At 66.9% G+C, this 23,811-nt stretch carries 25 protein-coding genes; 14 read left to right on the forward strand and 11 right to left on the reverse strand.

Features of this window, described 5'->3' with window-relative positions:
* Window positions 1-59: 59 nt before the first annotated feature.
* From A3OK_RS0104880 to fae, 3 genes are all read left to right on the forward strand, one after another.
* Window positions 60-974 carry a RimK family alpha-L-glutamate ligase gene (locus tag A3OK_RS0104880; protein WP_019903815.1) on the forward strand — a complete coding sequence of 305 codons (915 nt, stop codon included), beginning with the start codon at window positions 60-62 and terminating at the stop codon, window positions 972-974.
* Window positions 971-1,816, forward strand: a complete 846-nt coding sequence (locus tag A3OK_RS0104885) for a triphosphoribosyl-dephospho-CoA synthase (protein WP_019903816.1) — start codon at window positions 971-973, stop codon at window positions 1,814-1,816. Before A3OK_RS0104880 ends, A3OK_RS0104885 begins: the two co-directional genes overlap by 4 nt.
* A 262-nt stretch (window positions 1,817-2,078) precedes the next feature.
* A complete protein-coding gene (gene fae, locus A3OK_RS0104890; protein WP_019903817.1) occupies window positions 2,079-2,591 on the forward strand; it encodes a formaldehyde-activating enzyme in 513 nt (170 codons plus the stop codon).
* Window positions 2,592-2,730: 139 nt separating this feature from the next.
* Here the strand turns inward: fae and A3OK_RS0104895 are convergent, their stop codons facing one another.
* Complete coding sequence (locus A3OK_RS0104895) at window positions 2,731-3,414, reverse strand: HisA/HisF-related TIM barrel protein (protein WP_019903818.1); 684 nt, start codon at window positions 3,412-3,414, stop codon at window positions 2,731-2,733.
* Window positions 3,415-3,444: 30 nt separating this feature from the next.
* On the opposite strand from A3OK_RS0104895, the gene A3OK_RS0104900 reads away from it, so the two are divergent.
* Window positions 3,445-4,506 carry a hydantoinase/oxoprolinase family protein gene (locus tag A3OK_RS0104900; protein ID WP_019903819.1) on the forward strand — a complete coding sequence of 354 codons (1,062 nt, stop codon included), beginning with the start codon at window positions 3,445-3,447 and terminating at the stop codon, window positions 4,504-4,506.
* Between the two features lie 18 nt (window positions 4,507-4,524).
* Complete coding sequence (locus A3OK_RS0104905) at window positions 4,525-4,725, forward strand: hypothetical protein (protein ID WP_019903820.1); 201 nt, start codon at window positions 4,525-4,527, stop codon at window positions 4,723-4,725.
* 162 nt (window positions 4,726-4,887) lie between these two features.
* Here the strand turns inward: A3OK_RS0104905 and A3OK_RS0104910 are convergent, their stop codons facing one another.
* The 7 genes from A3OK_RS0104910 to A3OK_RS0104940 form a co-directional block, all read right to left on the reverse strand.
* Entirely contained in the window at window positions 4,888-5,781 is an 894-nt protein-coding gene (locus A3OK_RS0104910) for a beta-propeller fold lactonase family protein (RefSeq protein ID WP_019903821.1), read from the reverse strand.
* A gap of 318 nt (window positions 5,782-6,099) precedes the next feature.
* Window positions 6,100-6,630, reverse strand: coding sequence for an SRPBCC family protein (locus A3OK_RS0104915; RefSeq protein ID WP_019903822.1), 531 nt, complete (start codon window positions 6,628-6,630; stop codon window positions 6,100-6,102).
* A gap of 28 nt (window positions 6,631-6,658) precedes the next feature.
* On the reverse strand, window positions 6,659-7,255 hold the full coding sequence (locus A3OK_RS0104920) for a DUF447 domain-containing protein (protein WP_019903823.1): 597 nt from the start codon (window positions 7,253-7,255) through the stop codon (window positions 6,659-6,661).
* Window positions 7,256-7,259: 4 nt separating this feature from the next.
* On the reverse strand, window positions 7,260-8,828 hold the full coding sequence (locus A3OK_RS0104925) for a DUF6513 domain-containing protein (protein WP_026596949.1): 1,569 nt from the start codon (window positions 8,826-8,828) through the stop codon (window positions 7,260-7,262).
* Entirely contained in the window at window positions 8,825-9,403 is a 579-nt protein-coding gene (locus A3OK_RS0104930) for a uridylate kinase (RefSeq protein WP_155911953.1), read from the reverse strand. The genes A3OK_RS0104925 and A3OK_RS0104930 overlap by 4 nt, the downstream gene beginning before the upstream one ends.
* Window positions 9,400-10,107: a (5-formylfuran-3-yl)methyl phosphate synthase gene (locus tag A3OK_RS0104935; RefSeq protein ID WP_019903826.1), complete on the reverse strand. Its 708-nt coding sequence runs from the start codon at window positions 10,105-10,107 to the stop codon at window positions 9,400-9,402. Before A3OK_RS0104935 ends, A3OK_RS0104930 begins: the two co-directional genes overlap by 4 nt.
* 46 nt (window positions 10,108-10,153) lie before the next feature.
* On the reverse strand, window positions 10,154-10,699 hold the full coding sequence (locus A3OK_RS0104940) for a DUF3280 domain-containing protein (RefSeq protein WP_019903827.1): 546 nt from the start codon (window positions 10,697-10,699) through the stop codon (window positions 10,154-10,156).
* Between the two features lie 229 nt (window positions 10,700-10,928).
* Here A3OK_RS0104940 and A3OK_RS0104945 point away from each other — a divergent pair, with 229 nt between their 5' ends.
* The 9 genes from A3OK_RS0104945 (at window position 10,929) to A3OK_RS22355 (ending at window position 19,880) form a co-directional block, all read left to right on the forward strand.
* Complete coding sequence (locus A3OK_RS0104945; RefSeq protein ID WP_019903828.1) at window positions 10,929-12,164, forward strand: ABC transporter substrate-binding protein; 1,236 nt, start codon at window positions 10,929-10,931, stop codon at window positions 12,162-12,164.
* A 154-nt stretch (window positions 12,165-12,318) separates the two neighbouring features.
* The gene (locus tag A3OK_RS0104950) at window positions 12,319-13,305 is read left to right on the forward strand and encodes a YVTN family beta-propeller repeat protein (protein WP_019903829.1); all 987 of its coding nucleotides are present in this window, start codon (window positions 12,319-12,321) and stop codon (window positions 13,303-13,305) included.
* A gap of 127 nt (window positions 13,306-13,432) precedes the next feature.
* Window positions 13,433-13,867 (forward strand): hypothetical protein, encoded by a 435-nt coding sequence (locus A3OK_RS0104955; protein WP_019903830.1) that lies wholly within the window; start codon window positions 13,433-13,435, stop codon window positions 13,865-13,867.
* Window positions 13,868-13,897: 30 nt separating this feature from the next.
* Entirely contained in the window at window positions 13,898-14,140 is a 243-nt protein-coding gene (locus tag A3OK_RS0104960) for a hypothetical protein (RefSeq protein WP_019903831.1), read from the forward strand.
* Window positions 14,137-14,892, forward strand: a complete 756-nt coding sequence (locus tag A3OK_RS0104965; RefSeq protein ID WP_019903832.1) for an ABC transporter ATP-binding protein — start codon at window positions 14,137-14,139, stop codon at window positions 14,890-14,892. Before A3OK_RS0104960 ends, A3OK_RS0104965 begins: the two co-directional genes overlap by 4 nt.
* Entirely contained in the window at window positions 14,889-15,773 is an 885-nt protein-coding gene (locus A3OK_RS0104970; RefSeq protein WP_019903833.1) for an ABC transporter permease, read from the forward strand. The genes A3OK_RS0104965 and A3OK_RS0104970 overlap by 4 nt, the downstream gene beginning before the upstream one ends.
* Complete coding sequence (locus A3OK_RS0104975) at window positions 15,770-16,396, forward strand: hypothetical protein (RefSeq protein ID WP_019903834.1); 627 nt, start codon at window positions 15,770-15,772, stop codon at window positions 16,394-16,396. The genes A3OK_RS0104970 and A3OK_RS0104975 overlap by 4 nt, the downstream gene beginning before the upstream one ends.
* A gap of 421 nt (window positions 16,397-16,817) precedes the next feature.
* On the forward strand, window positions 16,818-19,268 hold the full coding sequence (locus A3OK_RS0104980) for a TonB-dependent receptor (protein ID WP_019903835.1): 2,451 nt from the start codon (window positions 16,818-16,820) through the stop codon (window positions 19,266-19,268).
* A gap of 189 nt (window positions 19,269-19,457) precedes the next feature.
* Window positions 19,458-19,880, forward strand: a complete 423-nt coding sequence (locus tag A3OK_RS22355) for a hypothetical protein (protein ID WP_245259313.1) — start codon at window positions 19,458-19,460, stop codon at window positions 19,878-19,880.
* A gap of 106 nt (window positions 19,881-19,986) precedes the next feature.
* On the opposite strand, the gene A3OK_RS0104990 is transcribed toward A3OK_RS22355, so the two are convergent.
* From A3OK_RS0104990 to A3OK_RS0105000, 3 genes are all read right to left on the reverse strand, one after another.
* Entirely contained in the window at window positions 19,987-21,531 is a 1,545-nt protein-coding gene (locus A3OK_RS0104990) for an undecaprenyl-phosphate glucose phosphotransferase (RefSeq protein ID WP_019903837.1), read from the reverse strand.
* Window positions 21,532-21,665: 134 nt separating this feature from the next.
* Window positions 21,666-22,904: a glycosyltransferase family 4 protein gene (locus tag A3OK_RS0104995; RefSeq protein ID WP_019903838.1), complete on the reverse strand. Its 1,239-nt coding sequence runs from the start codon at window positions 22,902-22,904 to the stop codon at window positions 21,666-21,668.
* A 332-nt stretch (window positions 22,905-23,236) separates the two neighbouring features.
* A complete protein-coding gene (locus A3OK_RS0105000) occupies window positions 23,237-23,809 on the reverse strand; it encodes a polysaccharide biosynthesis/export family protein (RefSeq protein WP_019903839.1) in 573 nt (190 codons plus the stop codon).
* Between the last annotated feature and the right edge of the window lie 2 nt (window positions 23,810-23,811).

A 23,811-nucleotide genomic window follows, 5' to 3' on the forward strand; every position in this document is an offset into this window, starting at 1 on the left:
TGTGCGGGCCACCCTTTCCCGCACCGGGGAGAGGGATCGACGTCGAGGTTGCGAAGAACATGCGCATCGGGCTCGCGGCCGATAACGGCAACTGGCACAAGGCACGCCTGAAGGCCGCCCTCGAAAGTCTCGGCGCCGAGCCGGTGCTATTCTCGCTGGCCGACGTGGCTGTGGTCACGGGCGCGGGCGAGCCGCTTCGGGTGCCGGGCTTTTCCGCCGGGTTGCCCGACGGCGTCCTGCTGCGGACCATCGCCGGCGGCACCTTCGAGGCGACCACCATGCGGCTCGGCGTGCTCCACGCCCTCGTCGCATCCGGGGTCACGGTGTGGAACTCGCCCAGCGCCATCGAACGCTCGGTGGACAAGGCGATGACGAGTCTTCTCGTCGCTAGGGCCGGCCTCCCGACGCCCGACACCTTCGTCTTCTCCAGCCGCGCCGCCGCCGCCGACTGCGTTGCCCGCGAGGCGGGACCGGGCCGGCCGCTCGTGCTGAAGCCGCTGTTCGGCTCGCAGGGCGAGGGCCTGCAACTGATCGAGCGGCCGGACGACCTGCCCGACGAGGAGGCGGTGTCCCGCGTCTACTATCTCCAGCGCTACATCGCGCGGAATGACGGACTCTGGCGCGATTACCGCGTCTTCGTGTGCGAGGGCAGGGCCATCGCCGCCATGATTCGCGAGGGCGACGGCTGGATCACCAACGTCCATCGCGGAGGCCGTCCGCTGCCCTGGACCATGCCGGCGAAGGCCGCCGACCTCGCGGAATCCGCGGCCGCCGCCATCGGCGTCGACTATACCGGCATCGATCTCGTGGAAGACGGGGAGGGCGGCTATCTCGTTCTCGAGGTCAATTCCATGCCGGCCTGGTCCGGCCTACAGCAGGTCACCGAGGTCGATATCGCCCAGGCCGTGGCGCGCGGCTTCCTCAACGCGGTACGGGCGGCGAGGCCGCCGCGCCTCGTGGCGGCACAGGGATGAGCGGGCTGTCGCCGGACGCGATCGCGGAGGCCTACCGGGCGAGTTGCCTCGCCGAACTCGATGCATTGAAGCCCGGCAACGTCCACGTCTTCGGCGACGGCCACCGCATGGCGGTGGCGGATTTCGTCACCAGCGCCGCGGTCTCCGCCCCCCATCTGGCAGCCCCCGGCGCACGGGTGGGCCGGCGCGTGCTCGCCGCCATGGAAGCGACCCTTCACGCGGTGGGCCAGAACACCAATCTCGGCATCCTACTGCTATGCGCCCCCCTCGCGCTCGCTGCCGACCGCGGCGGCACATGGCGCGAGGCTCTGCTCCAAGTTCTCGATACGCTCGATCCAGCCGATGCCGCCGATGTCTTCGCCGCGATCCGCGCCGCCAATCCCGGCGGCCTCGGCAAGGCCGAACGCCACGACGTGACCGGGACGGAGGCACCAGCCTCCTTGAGCGCGGCCATGGCGGAGGCGGCCCCTCGCGATCGGATCGCCCGCGCCTACGTGACCGGTTTTGCGGATCTCTTCACCATCGGCCTGCCAGCCCTGTCGGCAGCGCGCGCGAAGGGGCTTGCGCCTCCCTGGAGCACCACGGCCGTCTTCCTCGCCTACCTCGGTTCGGTTCCCGACAGTCACGTTGCGCGCAAGCATGGGACGGAACGCGCCGAAGCCCTCCGCCTCGAGGCGGAGGCACTGCTCGCCCTCGATCTTTCCGTGCCTCCCATCTCCGAGCTCCTCGCGCGAGATCGCTCGTGGAAGGCGGAGAATCTCAATCCCGGAACCAGCGCGGACATGACGGTGGCCACCCTCTTCGCCGACCGGTTGTTCGCAGGTGAGACAGCAACTCCCTGAAATCGGCTGCGCGGCTGCTGTGTCGCGCGCCCTAATCAGTGTTGTTGCGTGTTCAACCCCCCGTCAGGCAAAGATTTTGCTCGGTTACGCCCCCCCTGCAGGGTTGTTCCGGCCGAGACCCCAGAGTAGGGTCCGCGCCGCGATCCGGGCAAACCGGTCCGGTCCCATTGGGGCTGGACGCCGTGAACAAGGATAGCTGTCGGCCGCGCCCACACGCTCGGGGGCGGTCACGTCTTTTCAAGACTCCTGGGAGAAACCCCACATGGCGAAGATCAACAAAGTTATGGTCGGCGAGGCTCTCGTCGGCGACGGCAACGAGGTCGCTCACATCGATCTCATCATCGGACCGCGCGGTTCGCCGGCCGAGACGGCTTTCTGCAACGGCCTCGTGAACAACAAGCACGGCTTCACCAGCCTGCTCGCGGTCATCGCGCCGAACCTGCCCTGCAAGCCGAACACCCTGATGTTCAACAAGGTCACCATCAACGACGCCCGTCAGGCCGTCCAGATGTTCGGCCCCGCCCAGCACGGCGTCGCCAAGGCCGTGCAGGATGCCGTCGCTGAAGGCATCATCCCCGCCGACGAAGCCGACGACCTGTTCATCCTGGTCGGCGTGTTCATCCACTGGGAAGCTGCCGACGACGCCAAGATCCAGAAGTACAACTACGACGCCGTCAAGCTGTCGATCGAGCGCGCCGTGAAGGGCGAGCCCACCGCTGCCCATGCTACCGAGCAGCGCAACTCCGCTTCGCACCCCTTCGCGTCGAACGCTTAGATTGGGGACAGTCCTGGGCAGAGCGTGCCTCCGCCCGCACCGCGGGGCCTGCTCCAGCGACTGGCTTCCATCTTCCTCGGACGATGAAACATGAAACGAGGCGGCTTCGGCCGCCTCGTTTTTTTATGTCTCCGCCGGCTCATCCACGCAGCGTTCCGTCGTGAATCGCGGAGGCCACCAGCGCCCCGGCAACGCCAATCGCTTCGAGCGCGACGACATCCTCGGGCCCGCGCACGCCCCCGGCCGCGTAGAGCCGCGTCGCAGGGCTGATCCGCCTGATCTCCGACAGTCGGGCGAGGTCCGGCCCGGCCCCGGCGCCGACCCGGCTCAAGGTCATCACGATGACCTCGGAGGGCCAGTGCCCCGGCTCGTCATGCAGGGTCGCCGGCCCCATCCGCTCCGCGCCCCTGGTGTCGACGGAGAACACGGCACGGTCGCCGAGGGCCCTCACCAAAACGGCATCCGTCTGGCTCTCGCTGCCGATCACAGGACGGCCCAGTCCTTCACTCAGGAAGGCATCGACACCCGGCGCGTCCGAGAACCCGGCATCGACCCAGAGCCCGATGCCGGGACAGCTCCTCGCGATTCGCGCCAGACTTCGCAGATCGGGCGCCTTGCCGTCGATGATCGCATCGAGGTCGGCCACATAGAGGGTCGCTGCGGCGATGGCGGCCACCAGCCCTCGCGCGACCTCGCCGGGCGACGACCCCTTTGCCAAGGGCGTCACGATCGGGGCATAGGAGGCGCGATCGCCGGCTCTCGCCCGCACCACTTCCCCGTGGCGCAGGTCGATCACCGGAACGATCCGAAATTCGTCCCTCATTCCCGTTTTTCTCCTTCAACGGACCTGCCCGTGACGCCTGCCGCATCCACGCACGCCCCGGTGATCGGCTGGGATCTCGGGGGGGTCCATGTCAAGGCGGCCCTGGTTCGCAGCGGCCGTATCGAGGCCGTGGTGCAGGCGCCCTGCCGCCTCTGGCGTGGGTTGCCCGCCCTCGACGAGACTTTCTCGCAACTGCCCGACTGGGCGCGCGGAGAGGCCGGTCACGTCGTGACCATGACGGGCGAGCTCACCGATTGCTTCTCCGACCGCACGGACGGCGTGGCACAGATCTCCGCCTGGGCGAAGGCACATCTGTCCGGCTCGGTGCGGATCTATGGCGGCCGCGCCGGTTTGCTTTCAGCCGAGGAGGCGAAGGGCTCGGCCCTGGACGTGGCATCGGCCAACTGGCACGCCACCGCCGCCCTCGTCGGTCGCCACGTGAACGACGCGCTCCTCGTCGATATCGGCTCCACCACCGCCGACCTGATCCCCATCGTCGGTGGCCGGCCCGCCGCCACCGGCTACAGCGATGCCGAGCGACTGGAAACCGGCGAGCTTGTCTATTCCGGCGTAGTCCGCACGCCCGTCCTCGCCTTTACCGCCTCGGCGCCGTTCAAGGGGCGGCGGACCGGCCTGATGGCCGAGACCTTCGCCACCACGGCGGACGTCTACCGCCTCACCGGAGACCTGCCGGAGGGCGCCGACCAGCAGCACAGCGCCGACATGAAGGGCAAGTCGATCCCCGAGACCGAGATCCGCCTGGCTCGGATGATCGGTCGCGACCATGCGGAGGGAACCTGCGCCGATTGGAAGGCCCTCGCAGCCCATTTCGCGGAGTGCCAGTTGCGACCGCTCCACGACGCGGCGGCGATCCTGCTCTCGCGCCCCGATATCGGAGCGGACGCACCCCTGATCGTCTGCGGGGCGGGGAGGTTCCTCGCCGAGCGCCTGGCCCAGCGCCTGGGACGCCCGTCCGTGGCGCTCACGGATCTGATCGCCCCGTCGCTTGCCGAGGAAGGGGGCGACTGGGCCTCCACCTGCGGTCCGGCCGTCGCCGTGGCCCTTCTGGCCGCCGACCCGATCCGCCTCTGAACCGAACAGGAGACCCGCATGAGCGCCACGCACAAACTCGCCCGCATCCTCGCCACGCGCTCCGGTGGAGGGATCGAACTGGCTCTCGCCACCGAGAGCGGCCAGACCCTCAAGGTGCTGGCGAGCCAGGACCAGATCGACATGCTGGTGGATGAGCTCGAGGATATCCTGAACTCGCCGGTCGAGCCCGAAGACGATGGGCCGCCTCCGGCGGCATAAACCCCATGGACCTCCGTCCCCTTCGAGGATGGAGGGTGGTTGCGGAGCGACCGGAGGAGGGGGCTATTTCTCCGGAAGCGGCGTTCCCCTCGTCCGTTCCGCTTCGCGGACCACCTCTGCCCCGAGGCAAGACGCAAAAGCCGCGCGTTCCGTCCGCTGCTCCTACCGCAGGAAGTCCCCGAACGAGCGCGGCCCGTCCGGCACCGGAATGTCCGCAATTAGCTTCAAGGTCGTGGCATCGATGATGCCCAGGGTGTTGGAGCCCCAGTTCGTCACGTAGAGGCGACTGCCGTCGCGGGAGGCGGCGATGCCCTCCGGGTGGTCACCGACGTCGATGGCCGCCACGTTGGTGAGGGTCTTCAAGTTGAACACCGTGACGGTGTTCGAATACTGGTCGGTGACGAAGCCGCGCGTAGCGGTGAGCGCCACCACATAGGGCCGCTCGCCGGTGGTCACCCGGCCGAACTCGCGACGCTCGGCGACGTCGATGACGGAGACGTCATTGGAGGTGACGTTGGCGGTGTAGGCGCGGGTGCCGGTCTCATCGAGGGTGATGCCGAACGGGTGCTCTCCGACCGGGATCTTCACCGTCTCGGTGGCCGTCGCGGTATCGACGACGGAGACGGAATTGCCCTCGCGGTTGGCGACCAGGATCGTGGCGCCGTCCGGCGTGACCGCGATGCCCGAGGGCGAGGCGCCGACCTGGATCTCGGTCTCGAGCTTCGAGCCGTCCGGCGAGATCACGAAGATCCGGCTTCCATACCAGTCGGCCACGTAGACCGCGCCGGACTTCGGATTGACGGCGACACCGAGGGGGCCACCGGGCAGGGGGAGAGTGCTCGTCACCGTTCGTGCATCGAGGTCCACCACGGCGAGGCCGTGGCCTTCGGGGCGGGTGACATAGGCAGTCTTGCGATCGGGCGACACGGCAATGCCGGCCGGCGCGCCGTCGACGGGGATCTGTGCGACGACGATCTGCGTGTCGAGATCGACCACGGCGAGGATGTTCGCTCCCTGCGCCGTGACGAGAGCTTCGTCGGCGAGGGCCGGAGCCATAGTCAGAATCAGGGCGAGAAGGGGAGCCCCCACCGTCCGGGCGATCGAATCGGATCGACGCGGCAATGTCTCGCCCCGCTTGCGGGGAGATGGCTCGGCCGAACATGTCGTCGGCCGGGCCGGGCTGAAGCCGAAGGTGAGGGGGCGGCACCGAAAGACTCTCATCCGGAACTGTCCCCTCGCCGGCGCTGCGGCTCAATTTAGGATTGCCTCGGGCACGACGTGGCGCCCGAGGCCGTCTCCCTCCTCATGGGGAGGGGAGACGTGGAGACCTGGATGAATATCCAAGTCTCGTGACGAGAAGTCTGGTCGTGGAATTCAGGAGCCCTTTTCGGCCTTCGCCTTCAGGTTCTCCAGCCCTTCCTTGTAGAGGCCGAGGACGGCCTTCTTGGAAGCCTCGTCGGAGAGGTCCGGCGGCGGATCGTTGTTCATGTAGCCGCGATAGAACGCACCGCGCCAGGTGACCTTGGTCTTGGCGCCGTCGCCTTCGAGCTCGATGGTCGAGGAATAGTCGTTCACCGGCAACGTCTTCACGTCCACCTTGGTGATCCGGTACATGTAGCTCTTCTTCTCGGCATCGTATTTGCCGAGTTCCTCCTCGACGGTGGCGCCGCCCTTGAGCGTCACGATGCGGGTGGCCTTGGCCTCGTTGCCGCCCTTACCCTCGGTCTTCTCGACCACCGGGATCCAGCTCGCGTCCTGGAAATTGCCGACCAGTGCCCAGACCTTGTCGGCCGGAGCGTTGATCTCGATCGACTCGGAAACCTTCTGGCGGGTCGGGCCGTGGGCCTGCGCCGCGTAGGACACCGTAGCGAGCGCCGCCACAGCGGCCAGCGTCTTGAATCTCATCAACCCTGTCTCCTTGGGATCGCACATTCTAGGGTGCTTCGGGGGCTCTCGCGAGAACACGCTCGTCGCGCCCGAGGGCGGCGGCGACCTTGTCCTCGATCCAGTCCCAGGCCTCGCGTTCTTCGGGCCCGGCTGTCTTGGATATCGCGATGGCGTGGTAGCGCATCTCCGTCAGGATCTTGTCCGGCTCCAGCATGTGCAGGCGGGTCGACAGGATCGCCGCCTCCAGCACCGCCGCCTGCGCCCGGTTGTAGCCGATGAACGGCATGTGGCTGGCCGAGTGTACCATGCGCCCGCGATAACGCGGGCGCGTCGCATCGTCCTCCACCCCGATCACCTCGAACTCGGCATGGCCGAAGCTCTCGGCGAGGCGCCGGCCGGCAATCCGGTCGCAGGGGAGGGTCGCCCACTCGCGCCGCCCGGTGACCGCGCCCGCGATCACCCGCACGTCGCTGGGGCTCGATGCGGCGAAAACCGGATTGGCGTCGAGATTGAGGATGGTCGGCGAGGGCCGGAACGGGGCGAGCACCCACTCGTCCCCCTCTCGGATCAGTCCGAAGGGCACGAGCTGCAGGTCGCCGGACGGCGAGGTCGTGGTGACGATGGTCTCGAGGATCAGCGGCATAGTATCAGGCCTCGCCGCTCGGCACGAGCTTGTCGTTCGGCACGAGCTTGCCGCAGACGATGCGTCCACCCTCGTCCGCGAGGGCATCACCCCCTCGCGCCTGAGCGGGCCCGATCGTCTCCGGCCGGCCTGCACCCGCCTCCGCCGGCACGGCATCCCGAGTGGCGCGCGCCAGGCCATCGGGGCCGGAATGCTTCGTATGCCCGGCCTTCTTGAAGGCGGTGGTGTCCTCGGCCTCCTCGTCGGCGGCAATGCCCCAGCGCAGCGGCTCGTCCTGGACGTAGCGCTTGCCGAGGCGCCAGGCCGTCTCGGCCTTGGTCAGCTCGCCACCGAGATAGAAGGCGTGGGCACCGTCGGTGGCGACGTCGAGATCGGGAAAGAAGGCCATCGCGTCGGTGCCGATCGTGTGGACGTCGCGGTTGAAGGCATGGATGCCGTCCTCGGCCACCGCGATGCGGTAGTTCGGGTCGCGCACCTCCGCCGCCTGGGCAGCAATCTCGTCCGGGGTCTGCACGAAGGGACGCTTGTCGTGCAAGGCCAGCAACTGGCGTCCGTAGCCCTTCGGCAGCGCGGAATCGGCCTTGGCCGCAAACATCACACGGCGGGCGGCGTCATGCTCCTCCACCGTGCGCCGGGTATGGTTGGAGACCTGCACGATCAGGACGTTGCGGATCGACAGCTCCGAGCACATGCCGACGAGGAGGGCGGTGACGCCGAGGCTGTCGGCCTCGGTGAGTTCGGTGAGGTTGCCCGTCCCCATCATCATCTCGATGCCGGGCCATCGTTTCCGCGTCTCATGATAGCGGGTGATCGATTCGACGAAGCCGAAATGGATCGGCTCCAGGATCGGGTCGGCCATGTAGGGCCGGCCGGCCTTCTCCATGCGCTCGATGGCGCGGTCGAGGGAGGGCAGGTCGTCGGGCCGCATCGGCACGAGGATCGGCACGGCGTCGGTCTCGAAGGCGAGATCGAGTGTCTCCTCGTTGAGGCTCAGCAGGTAGTCGGCTCCGGCCTTCGCGCCGCGGGTCAGTTCGTCGAGGGAGAAGGAATCGACGCTCACCTTCAGCCCGGCATCTTTCAAGAGGCGCACGCAGTCTTCGAGATGGGGAAAGGCAGTGTCGGGCAGACCACCGAGATCGATCACGTCGGCGCCCCTGCGGGCCAGATCGAGTCCTTTCTCCAGGATCTGGTCGGGCGTCATCTTCGAGGCGTCGACGATCTCGGAGAAGATGCGCAGGTCGTGGCGCGACAGGTCCGGTTTTCGTCCGGCGAGACCGAGATAGGCCGGCAGGTCGACCACCTCGTCCGGGCCTCGCTCCACCGGCAGCCCGAAATGCACGGACAGCGCCTCCGGGTTGGCGCGGCAACGGCCGGGCAGGACGATGCGGGTCGCGCCCTCGGGGATCGTCACGCGACGTCGGATGATCTCCTCGGTCATCAGGGCGGCGACCTTCACCCCGGCATCGGCGATGCTCCAGGTGAAACGCTCGGTCGGCAGAGTGGACGCGACCTTCTCCAGGCGCGCCTTCGCCATCCGGCCGGTAATGAAGACGAGGTGCTCGGACGCGCTCACGCGGCGGCCTTTACGATGCCGAAGCCGGGGCCGCGGATCACGATCTCGCCAGCGTAGGAAGCGGCGAAGTCGGGAAAGGCCGCATCCACCAGCCCCGACCGAGCGAGATCGGACAGGCTTGCCCCCGCCGGCCGGTCGATGGATTTCACCAGGATGCAGCGAGGCGCCTGGAGCTCGGTGGCGAGCCAGAGGGCGAGGCTGTCCGAACTGACGTTCCAGCTCTCGGCAATGGCCCGATGGCCGGCCTTCAGCGCGACCGGGTCCCAGATGCAGGGTGCTTCGGCCGAGCTGGCCTCGGCCACGCTGCGCACGATGGACAAGCGCGGCTCGATCTCGCGGAACACCTCCGCCATCCGACCCATGGCCTCGAGGGCGAGGCGATGGGCGAGGGCGTCAGACAACGCAAGTCGCCCCTGGACCAGCCGCACCGCATCGGCGAACGGGCCACCGCCCGGGACGATGACACAGGGGCCCTCTTTCCCATTCCGCAAGTCGGCGAGGACGCTCCTCAAGCGCTCGGGCTCCGACAGCAGGCTGCCGCCGAGCTTCACCACATCGGCGCGCGCGCCCATCATGCGGCGTCCCGCCGGTCGAGCTCGCGAAGAGCGCGAACGGCCAGGGCCACGCGCTCGGGATCGAGGCCGCGCGTGCGGTCGCTCCGGTCGCAGAGGCCGCCGCGAAAACCGAGATAATCCGGTCCGTGCGCCGCGAGGATCGCGATGTCGGCAATGGCCAGCGATCCCGCGAGGCCGGAGAGCAGGCCGTGATCGCGCGCCTTTCGGGCGAAGGCGGAGAGGCGAGAGGCGGGCAGGAGATCGGTGAGGCGCCGGCCATCCTTGCCCGCGGTATCGATCATCACCCCGGCGAATCCGGCCTCGGCGAGACGGGCGACCAGATCCTCCGGGATCGGCACTTCGGCGAAGAGGACCGCGATCAGCCGACCGGGAGCCGCCTGCGCGGCGGCGGCGAGGGCGGCGGCGTCGAAGTCAGGCCTGACCGCAACCTTGACGTAGCCGATCCCGGTCGCCGCCATCGCCGCCACGTCGGTGGCCAGCGAGGAAGCGTCCATCGGCTCGCCGGCAACGGCGCTGCTGACGGCCTTGCCCGCGATGGCCGCGACGATGGCTCGGACCGTCTCCGTCGGCAGGGCGCCGAGAGCGCCGCGTTCGGGATCCTTGGCGTCGACCAGGTCGGCGCCCGCCGCCATGGCCATCGCGGCTTCGCCCGCATCGCGGACGCTGACGAGAAGGCGGGGACGCGGGTTTGCTTGCGGTGACATCGGTTTCAACGTGGACTTCTCGAGCACAAACTTCGGCAACGGAGATTCAGGATCGGTTGGGCAAGGGTTCGGCCAGAAGACGGTTCTTGACCACCCATCGCATCGCATGGGCCCATGTGTCGTCGGTATCGGCCCGGATCACGACCTGTCCGCCGCGCACGACCTTTCCGGTCGCGGTATCCGAGATCAGGACATAGAGATTGAAGATCTGGTTGGACCCCTTCTCGACGTAACCGTTCACGGCGAGATTGGCGCCCAGGGTCTTGGCGATGGTGGCGGCGCATCCCTCGCACTTGAACAGGGGCGCCTGCTTGGTGATCTCGACGGCCTGCGGCGACACGTCCACATCCTCCACGGCCCCGCCGGCGACGAGCGCCTTGCGCAACTCCTCCGTGACCAGCGCGAGGCGGCGAACCTCGTCCGGCCGGGCCTTGCGACCGCCGACGACGCCCGGATCGTTGAGCTCGATCCCGAAGATCGCGGCTTTGTCCGGCGCTGCCGCTGCCGGCCCTGCCAGAGCCGGGACGAGGGCGAGCGCGGCGGCGAGGGACGTGGCGAGGGACGTGGCGCGTCCAGAGCGGATTAAGGACATGGCGAACCTGTGTCACGATCGATGCGGCCTGCGGCGAACACCGCGCCCATGCCTTGAAAGTCGAGCAGTGCCCGGATTTGGCAAGGCGTGCAAATCGGAGATCCGCGCCTCGGTCCTGAATGGATCGGATCGCGCCCCGGCGGGTGGGCGACGCGGCGCCGAGCCTTAGCATTCCCTTATGCTTCCGTGATTGAGCGCATGCGCGCAATGTTGTTAGCGTGCCGACCTCATGAACGCATTGCTCTTTTCCCGATCCACCGCCCTCGCCCTCACGCTCGGCCTCGGCGGCACGGTGTCCCTCGCAGGCCCTGCATCGGCGCAGGAACCTCCGGCCTCCGCGCAAGCGGCGGACGCGCCCTCGGGCGATACCCATATCGGTCTGATCTACCGGCCGGAAATCGCGCCCTCCTCCTACGATGCGGAAGCCGCGCCGGAGGATGAGGGCGTCGCGGGCGCTCGCATGGCGATCAAGGACAACAACACGACGGGGCGCTTCACCAAGCAGACCTACGCCCTCGACGAGGTCGCCCTCACGGACGGGAAAAGCGCGATCGATGCCGCCCGCGATCTCGTGGGCAAGGGGATCCGCTATCTCGTCCTGGCGCTGCCGGCCGACGAGGTCCTGGCTGTCGCCGACGCGATCAAGGGGGAGGGCGTGACGATCTTCAACACGGCCGCCCCCGACGACCGCCTGCGCGGAGCCGATTGCCGGAAGAACGTCTTCCACGTCATCCCCAGCCGGGCGATGCAGACCGATGCGCTGGCGCAGTTCTTCACGCTGATGCGCTGGCGCAAGATGTTCCTGATCATCGGCCCCCAGGACAACGACAAGCTCTATGCCGATGCGTTCAGGGCCTCGGCGAAGAAGTTCTCGCTGAAGATCACGGCCGAGAAGCCCTGGACCTTCGGGCCGCTCGCCAAGGCGCGCGGGGACACGCCGACCCGCTCGGAGGCGATGGTCTTCACCCGCGGCGTCGATTACGACCTCGCCATCGTCGCCGACGAGGCCAATGATTGGGGCGACTACGTTCCTTTCCGCACGGTGGACCCCCGTCCCGTCGCGGGGACCCAAGGTCTCATCGCCGCCACCTGGCATCCAACCCTGGAGACCTGGGGCGCGGCGCAGGCACAGAACCGATTCCGGCGCCTTTCGGGCCGGTTGATGCGCCCGCTCGACTATCAGGTCTGGGCGGCCGTGCGCTCGGTGGGCGAGGCGGCGACACAGAAGAAGACCGCCGACCCGGCCGTTCTCTCGGCCTATTTCGCCGACCCTGCCTTCAGCCTGCCGGCCTACAAGGGCGTCTCGCTGAACTACCGGCCCTGGGATCATCAGCTACGCCAGCCGATCATCGTGGTTCAGCCCAAAGCCATGGTCACCGTAGCGCCCGAACAGGGATTCACCCACCAGCGCACGCCCCTCGATACGCTCGGCGTCGATCTGCCCGAGACGACGTGCAAGTTCTGACGACGTTCGAGTTTTGACGATCTGCCGGTTTTCCTGATCGTCCTGCGGCAAGACGCTTGCCTTCCCCGTGCAGGCATGCGCTCCCCGTGCGGACAAACTGCACTATAATCACGGTCAATCGCGCGAAGAAGCGATGCCCCAGGGAGAAGACGGAATGAGCCTCGGCTTCAAGGCAGGCGTGTGTGTGGTCGCCCTCGTCGGTGCGACGGTGGGTGTGAGCGCCTCCGCGCAGGCCTACACGGTCTACGTGACCAACGAGAAGGGCAACACCGTCAGCGTCATCGACACGACGACCATGGCCGTGACCGGGACCTGGAAGGTCGGACGTCGCCCGCGCGGGGTAACGACCAGCAAGGACGGCAAGGAGCTGTTCGTCTGCGCCAGCGACGACGACCGCATCGACGTGCTCGATACCGCCACCGGCAAGGTGGTGCGCTCGCTCCGTTCCGGCCCCGATCCGGAGCAGTTCATCCTGGGACCGGGCGGCAACCCGCTCTACGTCGCCAACGAGGATGACAGCCAGGTCACGGTCATCGACATCGAGAAGAACAAGGTTCTCGCCGAAGTGCCCGTCGGTGTGGAGCCGGAGGGAATGGGCCTGTCGCCGGACGGCAAGATCCTGGTGAACACCTCCGAGACCACCAACATGGCGCATTTCATCGACACCACCACGTTCCAGGTGATCGACAACGTGCTGGTGGATGCGCGGCCGCGCTTCGCCGAGTTTACCGCGGATGGGAAGTTCCTCTGGGTTTCGGCCGAGGTCGGCGGCACGATCAGCATCATCGACGTCGCCGCGCGGCGGGTGATCAAGAAGATCACCTTCAAGATCCCGGGCGTGAACGACGAGGCGATCCAGCCGGTGGGCATCCGCATCACCAAGGACGGCACGAAGGCCTTCGCGGCCCTCGGCCCGGCCAACCGCATCGCGGTGATCGATACCAAGACCTACGAGGTCGAGAAATACCTGCCCGTGGGCCAGCGCGTGTGGCAGCTCGCCTTCACTCCGGACCAGAAGTACCTGTTCTCCACCAATGGCTCGTCCAACGACGTCTCGGTGGTGGATGTGGAGGCGAACAAGGTCATCAAGAGCATCCCGGTCGGGTTGCTGCCCTGGGGCGTGGCGGTCTCGCCGAACTGACCGTGTCGTCGAACGGGGCCGGCATTCCGGGACGCTGCAGGCGAGCCCCGGAAGCGGCACGGCCCGAGTCCGAATGCGTCGAGACAATCAGCGACCGCCTCAAGGCGGCGAAAGGGAGGACGACAACATGAAGCGGACGATGTGGGCGAGTGCCCTCGCCCTGGCGGTCCTGCTCGGCGCCGGGCCGGCCGGCGCCCTCGACCTCACGAAGAAGCGCTCCAACCTGCCCGACCTCGTCCTCGGCAACGAGGAGGGCAACGATTTCGTGGTCGAGAACAAGGAGATCGAGCTCGAATCCGGCAAGGCCTATCGCCTGCGCATCGTCGCCAAGGGCCGGCAGGAATATAAGTTCTATGCCACCGAGTTCTTCCGCAACATCTGGTTCAACCAGATCGTGATCCAGCATCTCGAGATCCACGGCAGCGGTCCGCCGGACCATCTCGAATTCGACGATCCGGGCGAGATCGCGATCGAGTTCGTCACGATCAAGCCGGGCGAATATCCCTGGTCGATCCATGGACTCGAGTCCAAGGGCATGACCGGCAAGTTCATCGTCAAGTAAGTCCGTATCGAACCAGGGCAGGGCACCAGCATGCGTCTTCTCATCCCCACGATCGCCCTCCTCCTCGCCACCGGCCCGGCCTTGGCCGATGACAAGGCCGCCTGTGCCGAGGGCGTCGCCATGATCAAGGACGCCATCGCCAAGGGCCCGTCGGAGGCGGCCGCGCCGAAGCTGAAGAAGGCCCTGCGCGTGGCCGAGCGCGAGCAGGGCGAGGGCGAGTTCGACGAGTGCCTCGACGCCGTCGGCGACGCCAAGCGGGCGATGAAGCCGTGAGCGACGAAGCGGGCGCCAGCGCGGCCCTCGACGTGGCGGGCGTGAGCCATCGCTTCGGAGCACGCGCGGCTTTGTCCGATGTGTCGATCCGAGTGGAGCGGGGGCGTTTCATGGCTCTGCTCGGCCCTAACGGCGCCGGCAAGACCACGTTGTTCTCGGTGATTACCCGCCTTTACGCCAACCAGGACGGGCGGGTCTCGATCTTCGGCCACGGCCTCGACCGCGAGCCGTCCCGCGCATTGGCCCGGCTCGGCGTGGTGTTCCAGGCCCGGACGCTCGATACCGACCTCACCGTCGAGCAGAACCTCCTCTATCATGCCAGCCTGCATGGCATCGCGCGCCGGGCGGCCAAGGCTCGCATCGCGGTGCTGCTCGCCCGCGTCGGTCTCAGCGACCGGCGCGACGACAAGGTCCGCACGCTGTCCGGCGGCCAGTCGAGGCGCATCGAGATCGCGCGCTCGCTGGTGCATGAGCCCAAGCTCCTGCTGCTGGACGAGCCCACCGTGGGTCTCGATCTCGAATCACGCGCCGATATCGTCGCCATCGTCCGCGCCCTGGTGCGAGAAGAAGGGCTGTCGGTCCTCTGGGCGACCCATATCTTCGAGGAGATCGACGGAGCCGACGATGCCGTCGTGCTCCATCGCGGGCGCATCGTCGCGCGCGGGACTGCCGGCTCCATCGCCCAAGGGGACGAAACTCTGGAAACCGCCTTCCGCCGCCTCGTCGCCGAACCGTCGAAGCAGGCCGCATGACGCTTTCCCGAACAGATCCGACGCAAGCCAGCGTGGAGACGCCCGTTCCTCATCTCGGCCGCCTCGATGCGGTCGGCTATCTCATCTGCCTCGGCGGCATCGTCCGCCGCGAGCTTCTGCGCTTCTTCAATCAGAAGGAGCGGTTCTTCTCCGCCCTGGTGCGGCCGCTCGTCTGGCTGTTCATCTTCGCGGCGGGCTTCCGCAACACGCTCGGGGTCTCGATCGAGCCGCCCTACCAGACCTACGTCCTCTACGAGGTCTACGTGGTGCCGGGCCTCGCCGTGATGATCCAGCTCTTCAACGGCATGCAATCCTCGCTCTCGATGGTCTACGACCGCGAAGTCGGCTCGATGAAGGTGCTGCTGACGAGCCCTTATCCACGCTGGCTGCTGTTGCTCGCCAAGCTGATCGCCGGTGTCACCGTCTCGGTGGTGCAGGCCTATGCGTTCCTCGCCATCGCTTGGTTCTGGGAACTCGACATCCCCGCCATCGGCTACGTCGCGGCGCTGCCGGCCTTCATCGCCTCGGGGCTGATGCTCGGCTCCATCGGCCTGCTGCTGTCCTCCATGGTCAAGCAGCTCGAGAACTTCGCCAGCGTCATGAACTTCGTGATCTTTCCGATGTTCTTCGCTTCCTCGGCACTCTACCCGCTCTGGCGGATCCGCGAATCGAGCGAGACGCTCTACATGATCTGCATGGCCAACCCGTTCAGCCATGCCGTCCAACTCGTGCGCTTCGCCCTCTACGGGCAGTTCGAGCCCATGGCCTGCGCCGTCGTCGTAGGCACCACCATCGCCTTCTTCACCCTCGCCGTGATCGCCTACGATCCCGGCCGCGGCATCATGGCCCGGCGCGGCGGACCGGCCGGAGACAATTCATGACCCTATCACGCACCCTGCTGCTCGCCCTCACGGCCACCGGCCTGATGTCGGGACACGCCCTCGCCCAGCCCAAGGCGGACCCGGACTGGCCCTGCGTTCAGCGCAAGGTCTCGACCCTGAGCCCGGGCACGGTCTGGACCGGCCCGGATCTCGCCGAGGCCGGCCCCTGGGGCGACGATTTCGAGGCGGCATCGCTCGCTCAGAAAATCGCCTCGCGACGCACCGAGTTGAGCGAAGTCGACCCCCTGCTCGACGCGTTCGTCGCCAAGGCCGGTGACGAGAAGGCCAAGCGCCTGACCCGCGTTTTCGCCGGCGTGTTCGAGGTGGTGAACAACGAGCGCGGCCGGGTCATCGGCGGGATCGCGCGCTATGCCCAGGGTCAGCGGCGGATGGCCGAGCGCATCCGGCAGGAGGCCGATCAGATCAGTTCGGTGAAGGACGGCCCCGGCGCCAACGACGCCCGCGAGATGCCCAAGGAAGCCTCGGATCTGGAGACGAAGTTCGCCTGGGACCGGCGCATCTTCCAAGAACGCAGCCAGTCCCTGAGCTATGTCTGCGAAGTACCGACCCTGCTGGAACAGCGCCTCGGCGAGGTCGCCCGCAAGATTCAGGCACGCCTCTGATCCGACATCTCGATACGTCGACGCATCGCAGTCGCTCGTTCAGGCCCGCCGGTCCCTCCGGCGGGCCTTTTTACTGGCCTCCCCCGTGAGCGATCGCTCACGTTCGATTCGCGCGACTTCCGCAACGATCCACCACGTCCGGAAGTCCTCATTAATCCGCTCGATGGCGGAAATTATTCCGGCAGCATCGATTGCCAAATCGTCCCGCGCTGCGTTCCTATTGATCCCGAAGTCTTTGTAATATCTGGCAAATCGTGTTGCTCGGAGATCACGCGCCGGCGCCATCTCGACAGGATCCCTATGAGAATGGGTGGATCCCCTCACCACTGGATTGTCCGAGCCCGATACGCCCCGCAACAATGAGCAACGAGCCGGAAAAAACCCGGCCACGCCGGTAAAAGAAATCGAAGGGTCTCGGGACATGAAGAAGCGGACGCTGCGGAGCAGCCTCCTCGTGTCGGTAGCGTTGCTGCCGGGCGTCGCCTACGCACAGGCGGTAGTCGTGGGTGGCCAGCAGGCCGTAACGCTGCAGGAACTCGATGTCGTCGCCACCACGCCGACGGCCAACCTGCGCAATGCGCAGGGCGTCCTGCTCGGCCAGGACCGCGACAAGCTTCCCCAGAACACCAGCGTCCTGACCTCGGCCGACGTCAACCGGGTCGGCACCCCGAGCGTGCTGCGCGCCCTCGACGAGCGGATCGGCTCGATCAGCATCAACAACGCGCAAGGCAACCCCTTCCAGCCGACCATCACCTATCGCGGCTTCGAAGCCTCGCCGCTCGGCGGAAGTCCGCAGGGCGTGGCCGTCTACGTGAACGGCAACCGCTTCAACACCTCCTTCGGCGACACGGTGCAGTGGGACCTCATCCCCGACATCGCCGTCGACCGCATCGAGCTCGAAGGCTCGAACCCGGCCTACGGCCTCAACGCCCTCGGCGGTGCGTTGAGCGTGCAGCTCAAGAACGGCTTCACCTACCAGGGGACCGAGCTGAACCTCTCCGGTGGCTCGTTCGGCCGTTTCGGCGGCTCGTTCCAGCACGGCCAGCGCTCGGACAATGTCGGCCTCTACGTCGCCGGCACCGCGCTTTCGGAGAACGGCTGGCGCGCGCACTCGCCGTCGCGGCTGCGCCAGTTCTACGGCGATCTCGGCGTCCAGGCGGAGAAGGGTGAGTTCCACCTGAACTTCATGGGCGCGATCAACAGCCTTACCGGCAACGGCACCCTGCCCGTCGACCTGCTGGCGGCCCAGCGCGACCAGGTCTTCACCTACCCCGACAAGACGCTGAATTCGTTCGGACGCATCGGGCTCTCGGGCACCTACGACATCACGCCCACCGTCAACATCTCCGGCAACGCCTATTACGGGCAGTTCGAGCAGAACACCGCCAACGGCGACGCCGCCGAGGTGGAGCGCTGCGAGGCGAACGAGCGCTTCCTCTGCTCGGAAGGCGCCAACGAGGAGCAGTTCTTCCTGCGCGACCGGCTGAACCGGCGTGTCCAGGCGAGCAACATCAGGACGGCGAACTTCGCCCGGCTGCCGGCCTTCGCCGATCGGTTCGACGAGGGCGGCCCCTATGCCTTCCTCAACTCCACAAAGACGAGCACCGAGAACTTCGGCGTCTCGGTCCAGACCAACGTGCGCGAGACGCTGTTCGGCCTGCCCAACCGCTTCGTCCTCGGCGGCTCCTACGATGGCGGCCGTACCGCCTTCACCGCCGACAACGCCATCGGCGGCCTGACCTTCGATCGCGGCTTCTTCGGCCCCGGCGTCGTCGTGCGCAGCGACGACAACTCGATCACCCCCGTCAGCGTGAAGTCGAGCAACGATTACGGCGGCATCTACCTGTCGAACAACACCGATCTGACCGACCGCCTGACGCTGACGCTGCAGGGCCGGTACAACATGGCCAAGATCGTGCTGCGGGATCAGATCGGAACGGCGCTGAACGGCGACCATTATTTCGAGCGGTTCAACCCGGGCGCCGGCTTGAGCTACAAGATCGTTCCCGAGTTCCTCACGGCGTATGGCGGCTATGTCGAGGCGAACCGCGCTCCGACCCCGGCCGAGCTCTCCTGCGCCGATCCGCTCGCCCCGTGTTCGCTGACCAACTTCTTCGTCGGCGATCCGCCGCTGAAGCAGGTGATCTCCCGCACCGTCGAGGCCGGCTTCCGCGGCAAGCTGCCCTCGCCGATCGAACTCGGTGTCCTGAGCTGGAAGGCCGGCGTGTTCCGTGCCCGCAACGAGGATGACATCACCTTCGTGCCCTCCGACATCACCATCGGCCGGGCCTACTTCCAGAATGTCGGCTCGACCCGCCGCCAGGGCGTCGAGGCGAGCCTCAGCATCACGACCCCGGTCTGGAACGCCTTCGTCGACTACGCCTTCGTCGACGCGACCTTCCAGTCGCCGCTGACCCTGGCATCGGGCGGCAACCCGTTCGCTACTCCGAACCCGGCCCAACCGGACAATTCGGAGGCCAACCAGATCTTCGTGAAGCGCGGCGACAAGCTTCCCGGCGTCGCCCCGCACCAGGTCAAGATCGGCGTCCAGTACATGGTCACGCCGGAATGGAAGGTCGGCGTGCTGGCCCGCGTCGCCACCGGCAAGTACCTCGTCGGCGACGAGTCGAACCTGAACAAGACCACGGGCAATTATGCGGTCATCGGGTTCAACACGAGCTACCGTGTGAGCGAGCATTTCGAGGTCTACGGCTACGTCGAGAACGCGCTGAACGCGAAATATGCCACCTTCGGTACCTTCTCGCCCGTCGGCGAGGTTCCGATCCTGGCATTGCCGAATGCCAGCTCCAACCGGAGCCTGGCACCGGGCGCGCCGATCGCGGCCTATGGCGGCATGCGCATCTTCTGGTAGCCGCTCCCTGACGCCCCTTCGAAGGGCCACCGCTCCGGCAACGGGGCGGTGGCCTTTTTTGTTGGTCGCCGCATGCGGCGGATGGCCTCCACAGGGGGAGGGTGCATCGCGGGTTCGACGATGTCGCAGCAACATGCCGGGTGACTCGAGCGTTGGCGTGCCATGTTCGACATTACCGGAAAGCATCACATGACCAAGGCCCCCAGCGAGGCCAGGACGTCCTCGGCCAAGGCGCATTCGCCGACCACGGCCTCGCCGTCGATCCGCCTCCTCGTGCCCGTCCTCGTCTTCACCGCCATCGCCGGTCCGGCCTTCGCCTCGGCCTGCTCCGACCAGATCGCCACGATCGAGCGGCGCCTCAACAGTTCCGGTGCCGTGTCGGTCACCGGCACCGCCTCGGCCGACGGCAAGGTCGCGGCCAATCCGTCGATGGGGCTCGATGCGCCTCCCGGCGGCAAGCCCACCGATCCCTCGACCACCCCCAACGCCAAGAGTGTCGACCACGCCCGTCACCTGATCGAGCAGGCGCGCAAGCAGGATGCGGCGGGCGATGCCAAGGGCTGCGAGGACACGATGACCGAGGCCAAGAAGGCGGCGGGCTCCCTGCCGTAACGGAACAGTCCTGCCGCGCCGGCTTTCGGCGCAAAGACGAGAAAGGCCGCCCTTCGCGATGCGAGGGCGGCCTTTCTTCGTCGGGTGCATCCGTGAGGATGCCGGATCAGTAGGCGTTCTTGGTGGTCACGAGGGAGAGGGGGGTCGCGAGCATGATCTGGATGTCGAACAGGATCGACCAGTTCTCGATGTAGTAGAGGTCGTGGTCGACGCGGCGCTGGATCTTCTCGTCGGTATCGGTTTCGCCGCGCCAGCCGTTGACCTGGGCCCAGCCGGTGATGCCTGGCTTGACCTTGTGCCGGGCGAAGTAGCCGTCGACCACCTGATCGTAGAGGGTCGTGCTGGTCTTGGCCTGAACGGCATGAGGGCGCGGCCCGACCAGGGACAATTCTCCCTTCATGACGTTGAAGAGCTGCGGAAGCTCGTCCAGCGACGTCCTGCGGATGAACCGACCGAAGGGCGTGACGCGCGGGTCGCCCCGCGTGACCTGCTTTGAAGCCGTGTAATCGGATTGGTCCGCATACATGGATCGGAACTTGTAGACCTCGATCGTCTCGTTGTTGAAGCCGAGACGCTTCTGCCGGAACAGGATCGGACCCGGCGAGGTCAGACGAACGGCGATCGCCAGACCGATCATGACCGGTGCCAGGACCACCAGCATGGCCGCGCCGACGACGCGATCGAAGATGGCCTTGGCGACGATGTCCCAATCGGCCATCGGCTTGTCGAACACGTCGAGGACGGGAACGGACCCGAGATACGAATAGGCCCTCGGCCGCAGCTTGAGCTTCGTCGCCTTGGCGGAGAGCCGGATGTCGATCGGCAGCACCCAGAGCTTGGCCAGCATCTGCAGCAGACGATCCTCGGCCGCGATCGGCAGCGTGAACACCACGAGGTCGAGCCGGGTCGAGCGCGCATAATCCACGAGGTCGCTGACGGTGCCGAGCTTCGGATAGCCCGCGACCACCGACGACGACCGCATGTCCCCACGATCATCGAACACGCCGACGATGCGGATACCGGATTCGGTCTCGGCCTCGAGGGCGCGGATGAGCTCTTCCGCCAGTGGACCACCTCCGACGATGGCCGTGCGGCGATCGAACTGTCCCCGCCGCATGCGGGCCGTGACGAAGCGGAGCAGGATGAAACGCTCGGCGAGGAGCAGGGAAAGCCCCAAGGCAAAGAACGTCGCCAGCCAGATGCGGGAGTAATGGTCCGCGACCTTGGCGAAGACCATCACCGTGGCGACGACCAGGAAGGTCAGCGACCAGGCGGCGGTCAGGCGGAGAGCGGGCTTAAAGAAGCTGCGGAAGGCGGCGATCCGATAACTGCCGAAAATCTGGAACAAGGCCACCGCCAGTCCGGCGACGGACAGGATCGCCGTGGGATAGCTCCATCCCAAGGCGACCATGTCGGCGAGTTGAACCCGGTGAATGGCAAAGCCGAGGACAGTGACGAGAAACAGGTCCGCGAGCCGCACGCTGCCTGCCAGCACGACGGGAGATACCGCACCGCCATGATCGCGGGGGGCGCCGACCTCGGCCGGGGGAATCGTGGACACGACAGGGCCGTAAAGGCCCGCATCGGCGGCATTCAGCTGGCCGGGGTGTCCCGCCGCTTTCAGAAGGTCGCGGACGTCGAAGGCACTCATCGTCTGCACTCGTTCAAGCTTACCGTCGGTGAGATGGCCGACGGTGCCATATCGAGGTCACGGAACGTTTAACGAAGACATGACGACCGACAGCGCGGAAACAGGGGCGAGCCGGGGAGGGGAGCCGTCTGTCGTCAGCTCGACTTCGGCAATTGCTTCAGCGTCGAAAGCGGCGTCCTGACGATGGATGCCGCCCGCACCCGCAGAGCGGCAGCGTAACCGGACAGGACATCCGCCCCCATCCGTTTCATCGAGAACCGTGTCTGGACGAATTCGCCGAGTGCCCGCGACCGCGCCGAGCCCTGGGCGGGGTCTTCGTCGAGCAGGCGGACGATGGCGCGCTTGAGGGCGAAAGGATCTCCGGCACCGACGAGATCGGTCGCAGCCGCCCCGAAGATCTCGGGAATGCCGCCCACATTGGTCGAGACGAGGGGTTGCTGGGCGGCAGCGGCTTCGAGCACCACGTAGGGGAGGGATTCCGCCAGAGACGGAACCACCATGATCCGCCCCTTCGCCAGCGCCGCACGAATAGGCTGGGGCGGCTCGAACGCCACAGAACCGGACAGGCCGAGCTGGCGCGCGCGCTCCGCCAGTTGATCGGCATCCGGCCCCGAGCCCACCATGAGCAGTCGCGTGGGACGTCCCTCGGCATGCAGCCCCACCAAGGCGTCGAGCAGAACCGGAATGCCCTTCGCCTCCCGAAGCTCGCCCACATAAACGAGATCGTAGGCGTCCGCCTTGTGCTGCACCGGCACGAATTCCGCCTCGTCGATGCCGTTATGGACGATCCTCACGGTGCGGGGCCGGCCGCCCACGAAGCGTCTGTGCCGGCCGGCGACATACTCGCTCTCGAACAGGAACACGTCGGTGCGCGTCGCGAGCAGGCGCTCGACGCCCATATATATCCGGTGCCGCAGCGTTCCCGGCTTGTAATTATAGCTTCCACCATGGGGAGTGTAGGCGCGGATGAGCGAAGGCAGATTCGACGGCATGCCAGCGAGGCGCGCATAGGCGCCACCCTTCGCGCCGTGGCCGTGCAGAATCGTGGCGCCGATACCGCGCGCTCGTCTGGCGACCGCGCGCACCACCACGATATCCGATCCATGCGGATTACGCCGCATCGGTAGCCTGACGATACCGAGCTCGAGATGCGGCAGGAGATCGTTCAACGCCTCGATCGCGCGCTCGCCGCCGGTCGACGAATCGCAGATCAGCCCGACCTTGTGACCGGCCGCAGCCTGAAGCCTCGCGAGGTCACAGACATGACGGAACAGCCCTCCGACCGGCGCGCGGAACACGTGCAGGATGCGATGGACCTTCTTGCCCTCGTTGAGGGAGGCACCGACGGACAGGACGGAGGCGGACGCACTCACGATAGGAACTCCACGCGACGACCTTTCGAACCGAGAGGGGGTTCGACGTCGGCGGAGACTGGTCTCCAGAGGTGGTGCGATCGTTAAAACGGTGCGCCGTATCGGCTTCCCGCGTCATCGAAAGGGGAAAACCCTCCTACGCGGTTAGGCAACCCCTAAAGGAAAAGCGAAAAAGCGAACCATTGTCGACGAGTCGAGCATGATCCGTCGCGACCTCATCGGGTTGGCTGTCCGGACCGGAACGATGCCTGAGGACACGCGCGGGATGCTCGGCATCGAACGACTTGCACAGGAGAAAATGCCTGTGTCGAATTGGCTGCGAGTTGGCGTTCCTAGAAGAAGCGCTCCTTGACCACGATCGTGTCGCCCGGTCTCACCGGGTAGGTCATCGGGACGATGCCGGAGACGAGGCCGTTCGGGCCTTCGCGGGTGAGGACGGCATAGTCGCGCGCCGCCCGCGGCCCGAACCCCGCCGCGATCGCCACCGCCGTCTCGACGGCCATGCCGTTCACGTAAGGGTACTGCCCCGAGGTCGTGACTTCGCCGAGGATGTAGAACGGACGATAGGCGTCCACCTCCACCGTGACATGCGGCTCTCGCACGAAACCCGAGGCGAGCTTGGCTTCGATCGTCCGGGCGGCCTGGGCGGTCGACTGCCCCCCGACCTTCACGAGGCCGATGAGCGGCATGGCGATGCCGCCGGCGCCGTCGATGGCATAGATGTTGGAGAGGTTGTCCTGGCCGAAGACGATGACGCGGAGCCGGTCGCCGGTCGAGAGCGTGTAGCGTCCCCCGATCGATCCGGTACCGGTGGCGTCGAGCTGTGCGGTCCTGAAATCGGGACGCAGGCAGCCGCCCAGTGCCAGTGTGGAGGTCAGAGCGAGGAGAAAGGAGCGCCGTTTCATCT

Source organism: Methylobacterium sp. 77 (assembly GCF_000372825.1).
In the GTDB taxonomy this organism is placed as follows: domain Bacteria; phylum Pseudomonadota; class Alphaproteobacteria; order Rhizobiales; family Beijerinckiaceae; genus Methylobacterium.

What these genes read in the sequence shown, in the direction of transcription:
- A3OK_RS0104880 (WP_019903815.1), top strand. Translation starts at nt 60, where the DNA reads ATGCGCATCGGGCTCGCGGCCGATAACGGCAACTGGCACAAGGCACGC.
- A3OK_RS0104885 (WP_019903816.1), top strand. Translation starts at nt 971, where the DNA reads ATGAGCGGGCTGTCGCCGGACGCGATCGCGGAGGCCTACCGGGCGAGT.
- fae (WP_019903817.1), top strand. Translation starts at nt 2,079, where the DNA reads ATGGCGAAGATCAACAAAGTTATGGTCGGCGAGGCTCTCGTCGGCGAC.
- A3OK_RS0104895 (WP_019903818.1), bottom strand. Translation starts at nt 3,414, where the DNA reads ATGAGGGACGAATTTCGGATCGTTCCGGTGATCGACCTGCGCCACGGG.
- A3OK_RS0104905 (WP_019903820.1), top strand. Translation starts at nt 4,525, where the DNA reads ATGAGCGCCACGCACAAACTCGCCCGCATCCTCGCCACGCGCTCCGGT.
- A3OK_RS0104910 (WP_019903821.1), bottom strand. Translation starts at nt 5,781, where the DNA reads ATGGCTCCGGCCCTCGCCGACGAAGCTCTCGTCACGGCGCAGGGAGCG.
- A3OK_RS0104915 (WP_019903822.1), bottom strand. Translation starts at nt 6,630, where the DNA reads ATGAGATTCAAGACGCTGGCCGCTGTGGCGGCGCTCGCTACGGTGTCC.
- A3OK_RS0104920 (WP_019903823.1), bottom strand. Translation starts at nt 7,255, where the DNA reads ATGCCGCTGATCCTCGAGACCATCGTCACCACGACCTCGCCGTCCGGC.
- A3OK_RS0104930 (WP_155911953.1), bottom strand. Translation starts at nt 9,403, where the DNA reads ATGATGGGCGCGCGCGCCGATGTGGTGAAGCTCGGCGGCAGCCTGCTG.
- A3OK_RS0104935 (WP_019903826.1), bottom strand. Translation starts at nt 10,107, where the DNA reads ATGTCACCGCAAGCAAACCCGCGTCCCCGCCTTCTCGTCAGCGTCCGC.
- A3OK_RS0104940 (WP_019903827.1), bottom strand. Translation starts at nt 10,699, where the DNA reads ATGTCCTTAATCCGCTCTGGACGCGCCACGTCCCTCGCCACGTCCCTC.
- A3OK_RS0104945 (WP_019903828.1), top strand. Translation starts at nt 10,929, where the DNA reads ATGAACGCATTGCTCTTTTCCCGATCCACCGCCCTCGCCCTCACGCTC.
- A3OK_RS0104950 (WP_019903829.1), top strand. Translation starts at nt 12,319, where the DNA reads ATGAGCCTCGGCTTCAAGGCAGGCGTGTGTGTGGTCGCCCTCGTCGGT.
- A3OK_RS0104955 (WP_019903830.1), top strand. Translation starts at nt 13,433, where the DNA reads ATGAAGCGGACGATGTGGGCGAGTGCCCTCGCCCTGGCGGTCCTGCTC.
- A3OK_RS0104960 (WP_019903831.1), top strand. Translation starts at nt 13,898, where the DNA reads ATGCGTCTTCTCATCCCCACGATCGCCCTCCTCCTCGCCACCGGCCCG.
- A3OK_RS0104970 (WP_019903833.1), top strand. Translation starts at nt 14,889, where the DNA reads ATGACGCTTTCCCGAACAGATCCGACGCAAGCCAGCGTGGAGACGCCC.
- A3OK_RS0104975 (WP_019903834.1), top strand. Translation starts at nt 15,770, where the DNA reads ATGACCCTATCACGCACCCTGCTGCTCGCCCTCACGGCCACCGGCCTG.
- A3OK_RS0104980 (WP_019903835.1), top strand. Translation starts at nt 16,818, where the DNA reads ATGAAGAAGCGGACGCTGCGGAGCAGCCTCCTCGTGTCGGTAGCGTTG.
- A3OK_RS22355 (WP_245259313.1), top strand. Translation starts at nt 19,458, where the DNA reads ATGACCAAGGCCCCCAGCGAGGCCAGGACGTCCTCGGCCAAGGCGCAT.
- A3OK_RS0104990 (WP_019903837.1), bottom strand. Translation starts at nt 21,531, where the DNA reads ATGAGTGCCTTCGACGTCCGCGACCTTCTGAAAGCGGCGGGACACCCC.
- A3OK_RS0105000 (WP_019903839.1), bottom strand. Translation starts at nt 23,809, where the DNA reads ATGAAACGGCGCTCCTTTCTCCTCGCTCTGACCTCCACACTGGCACTG.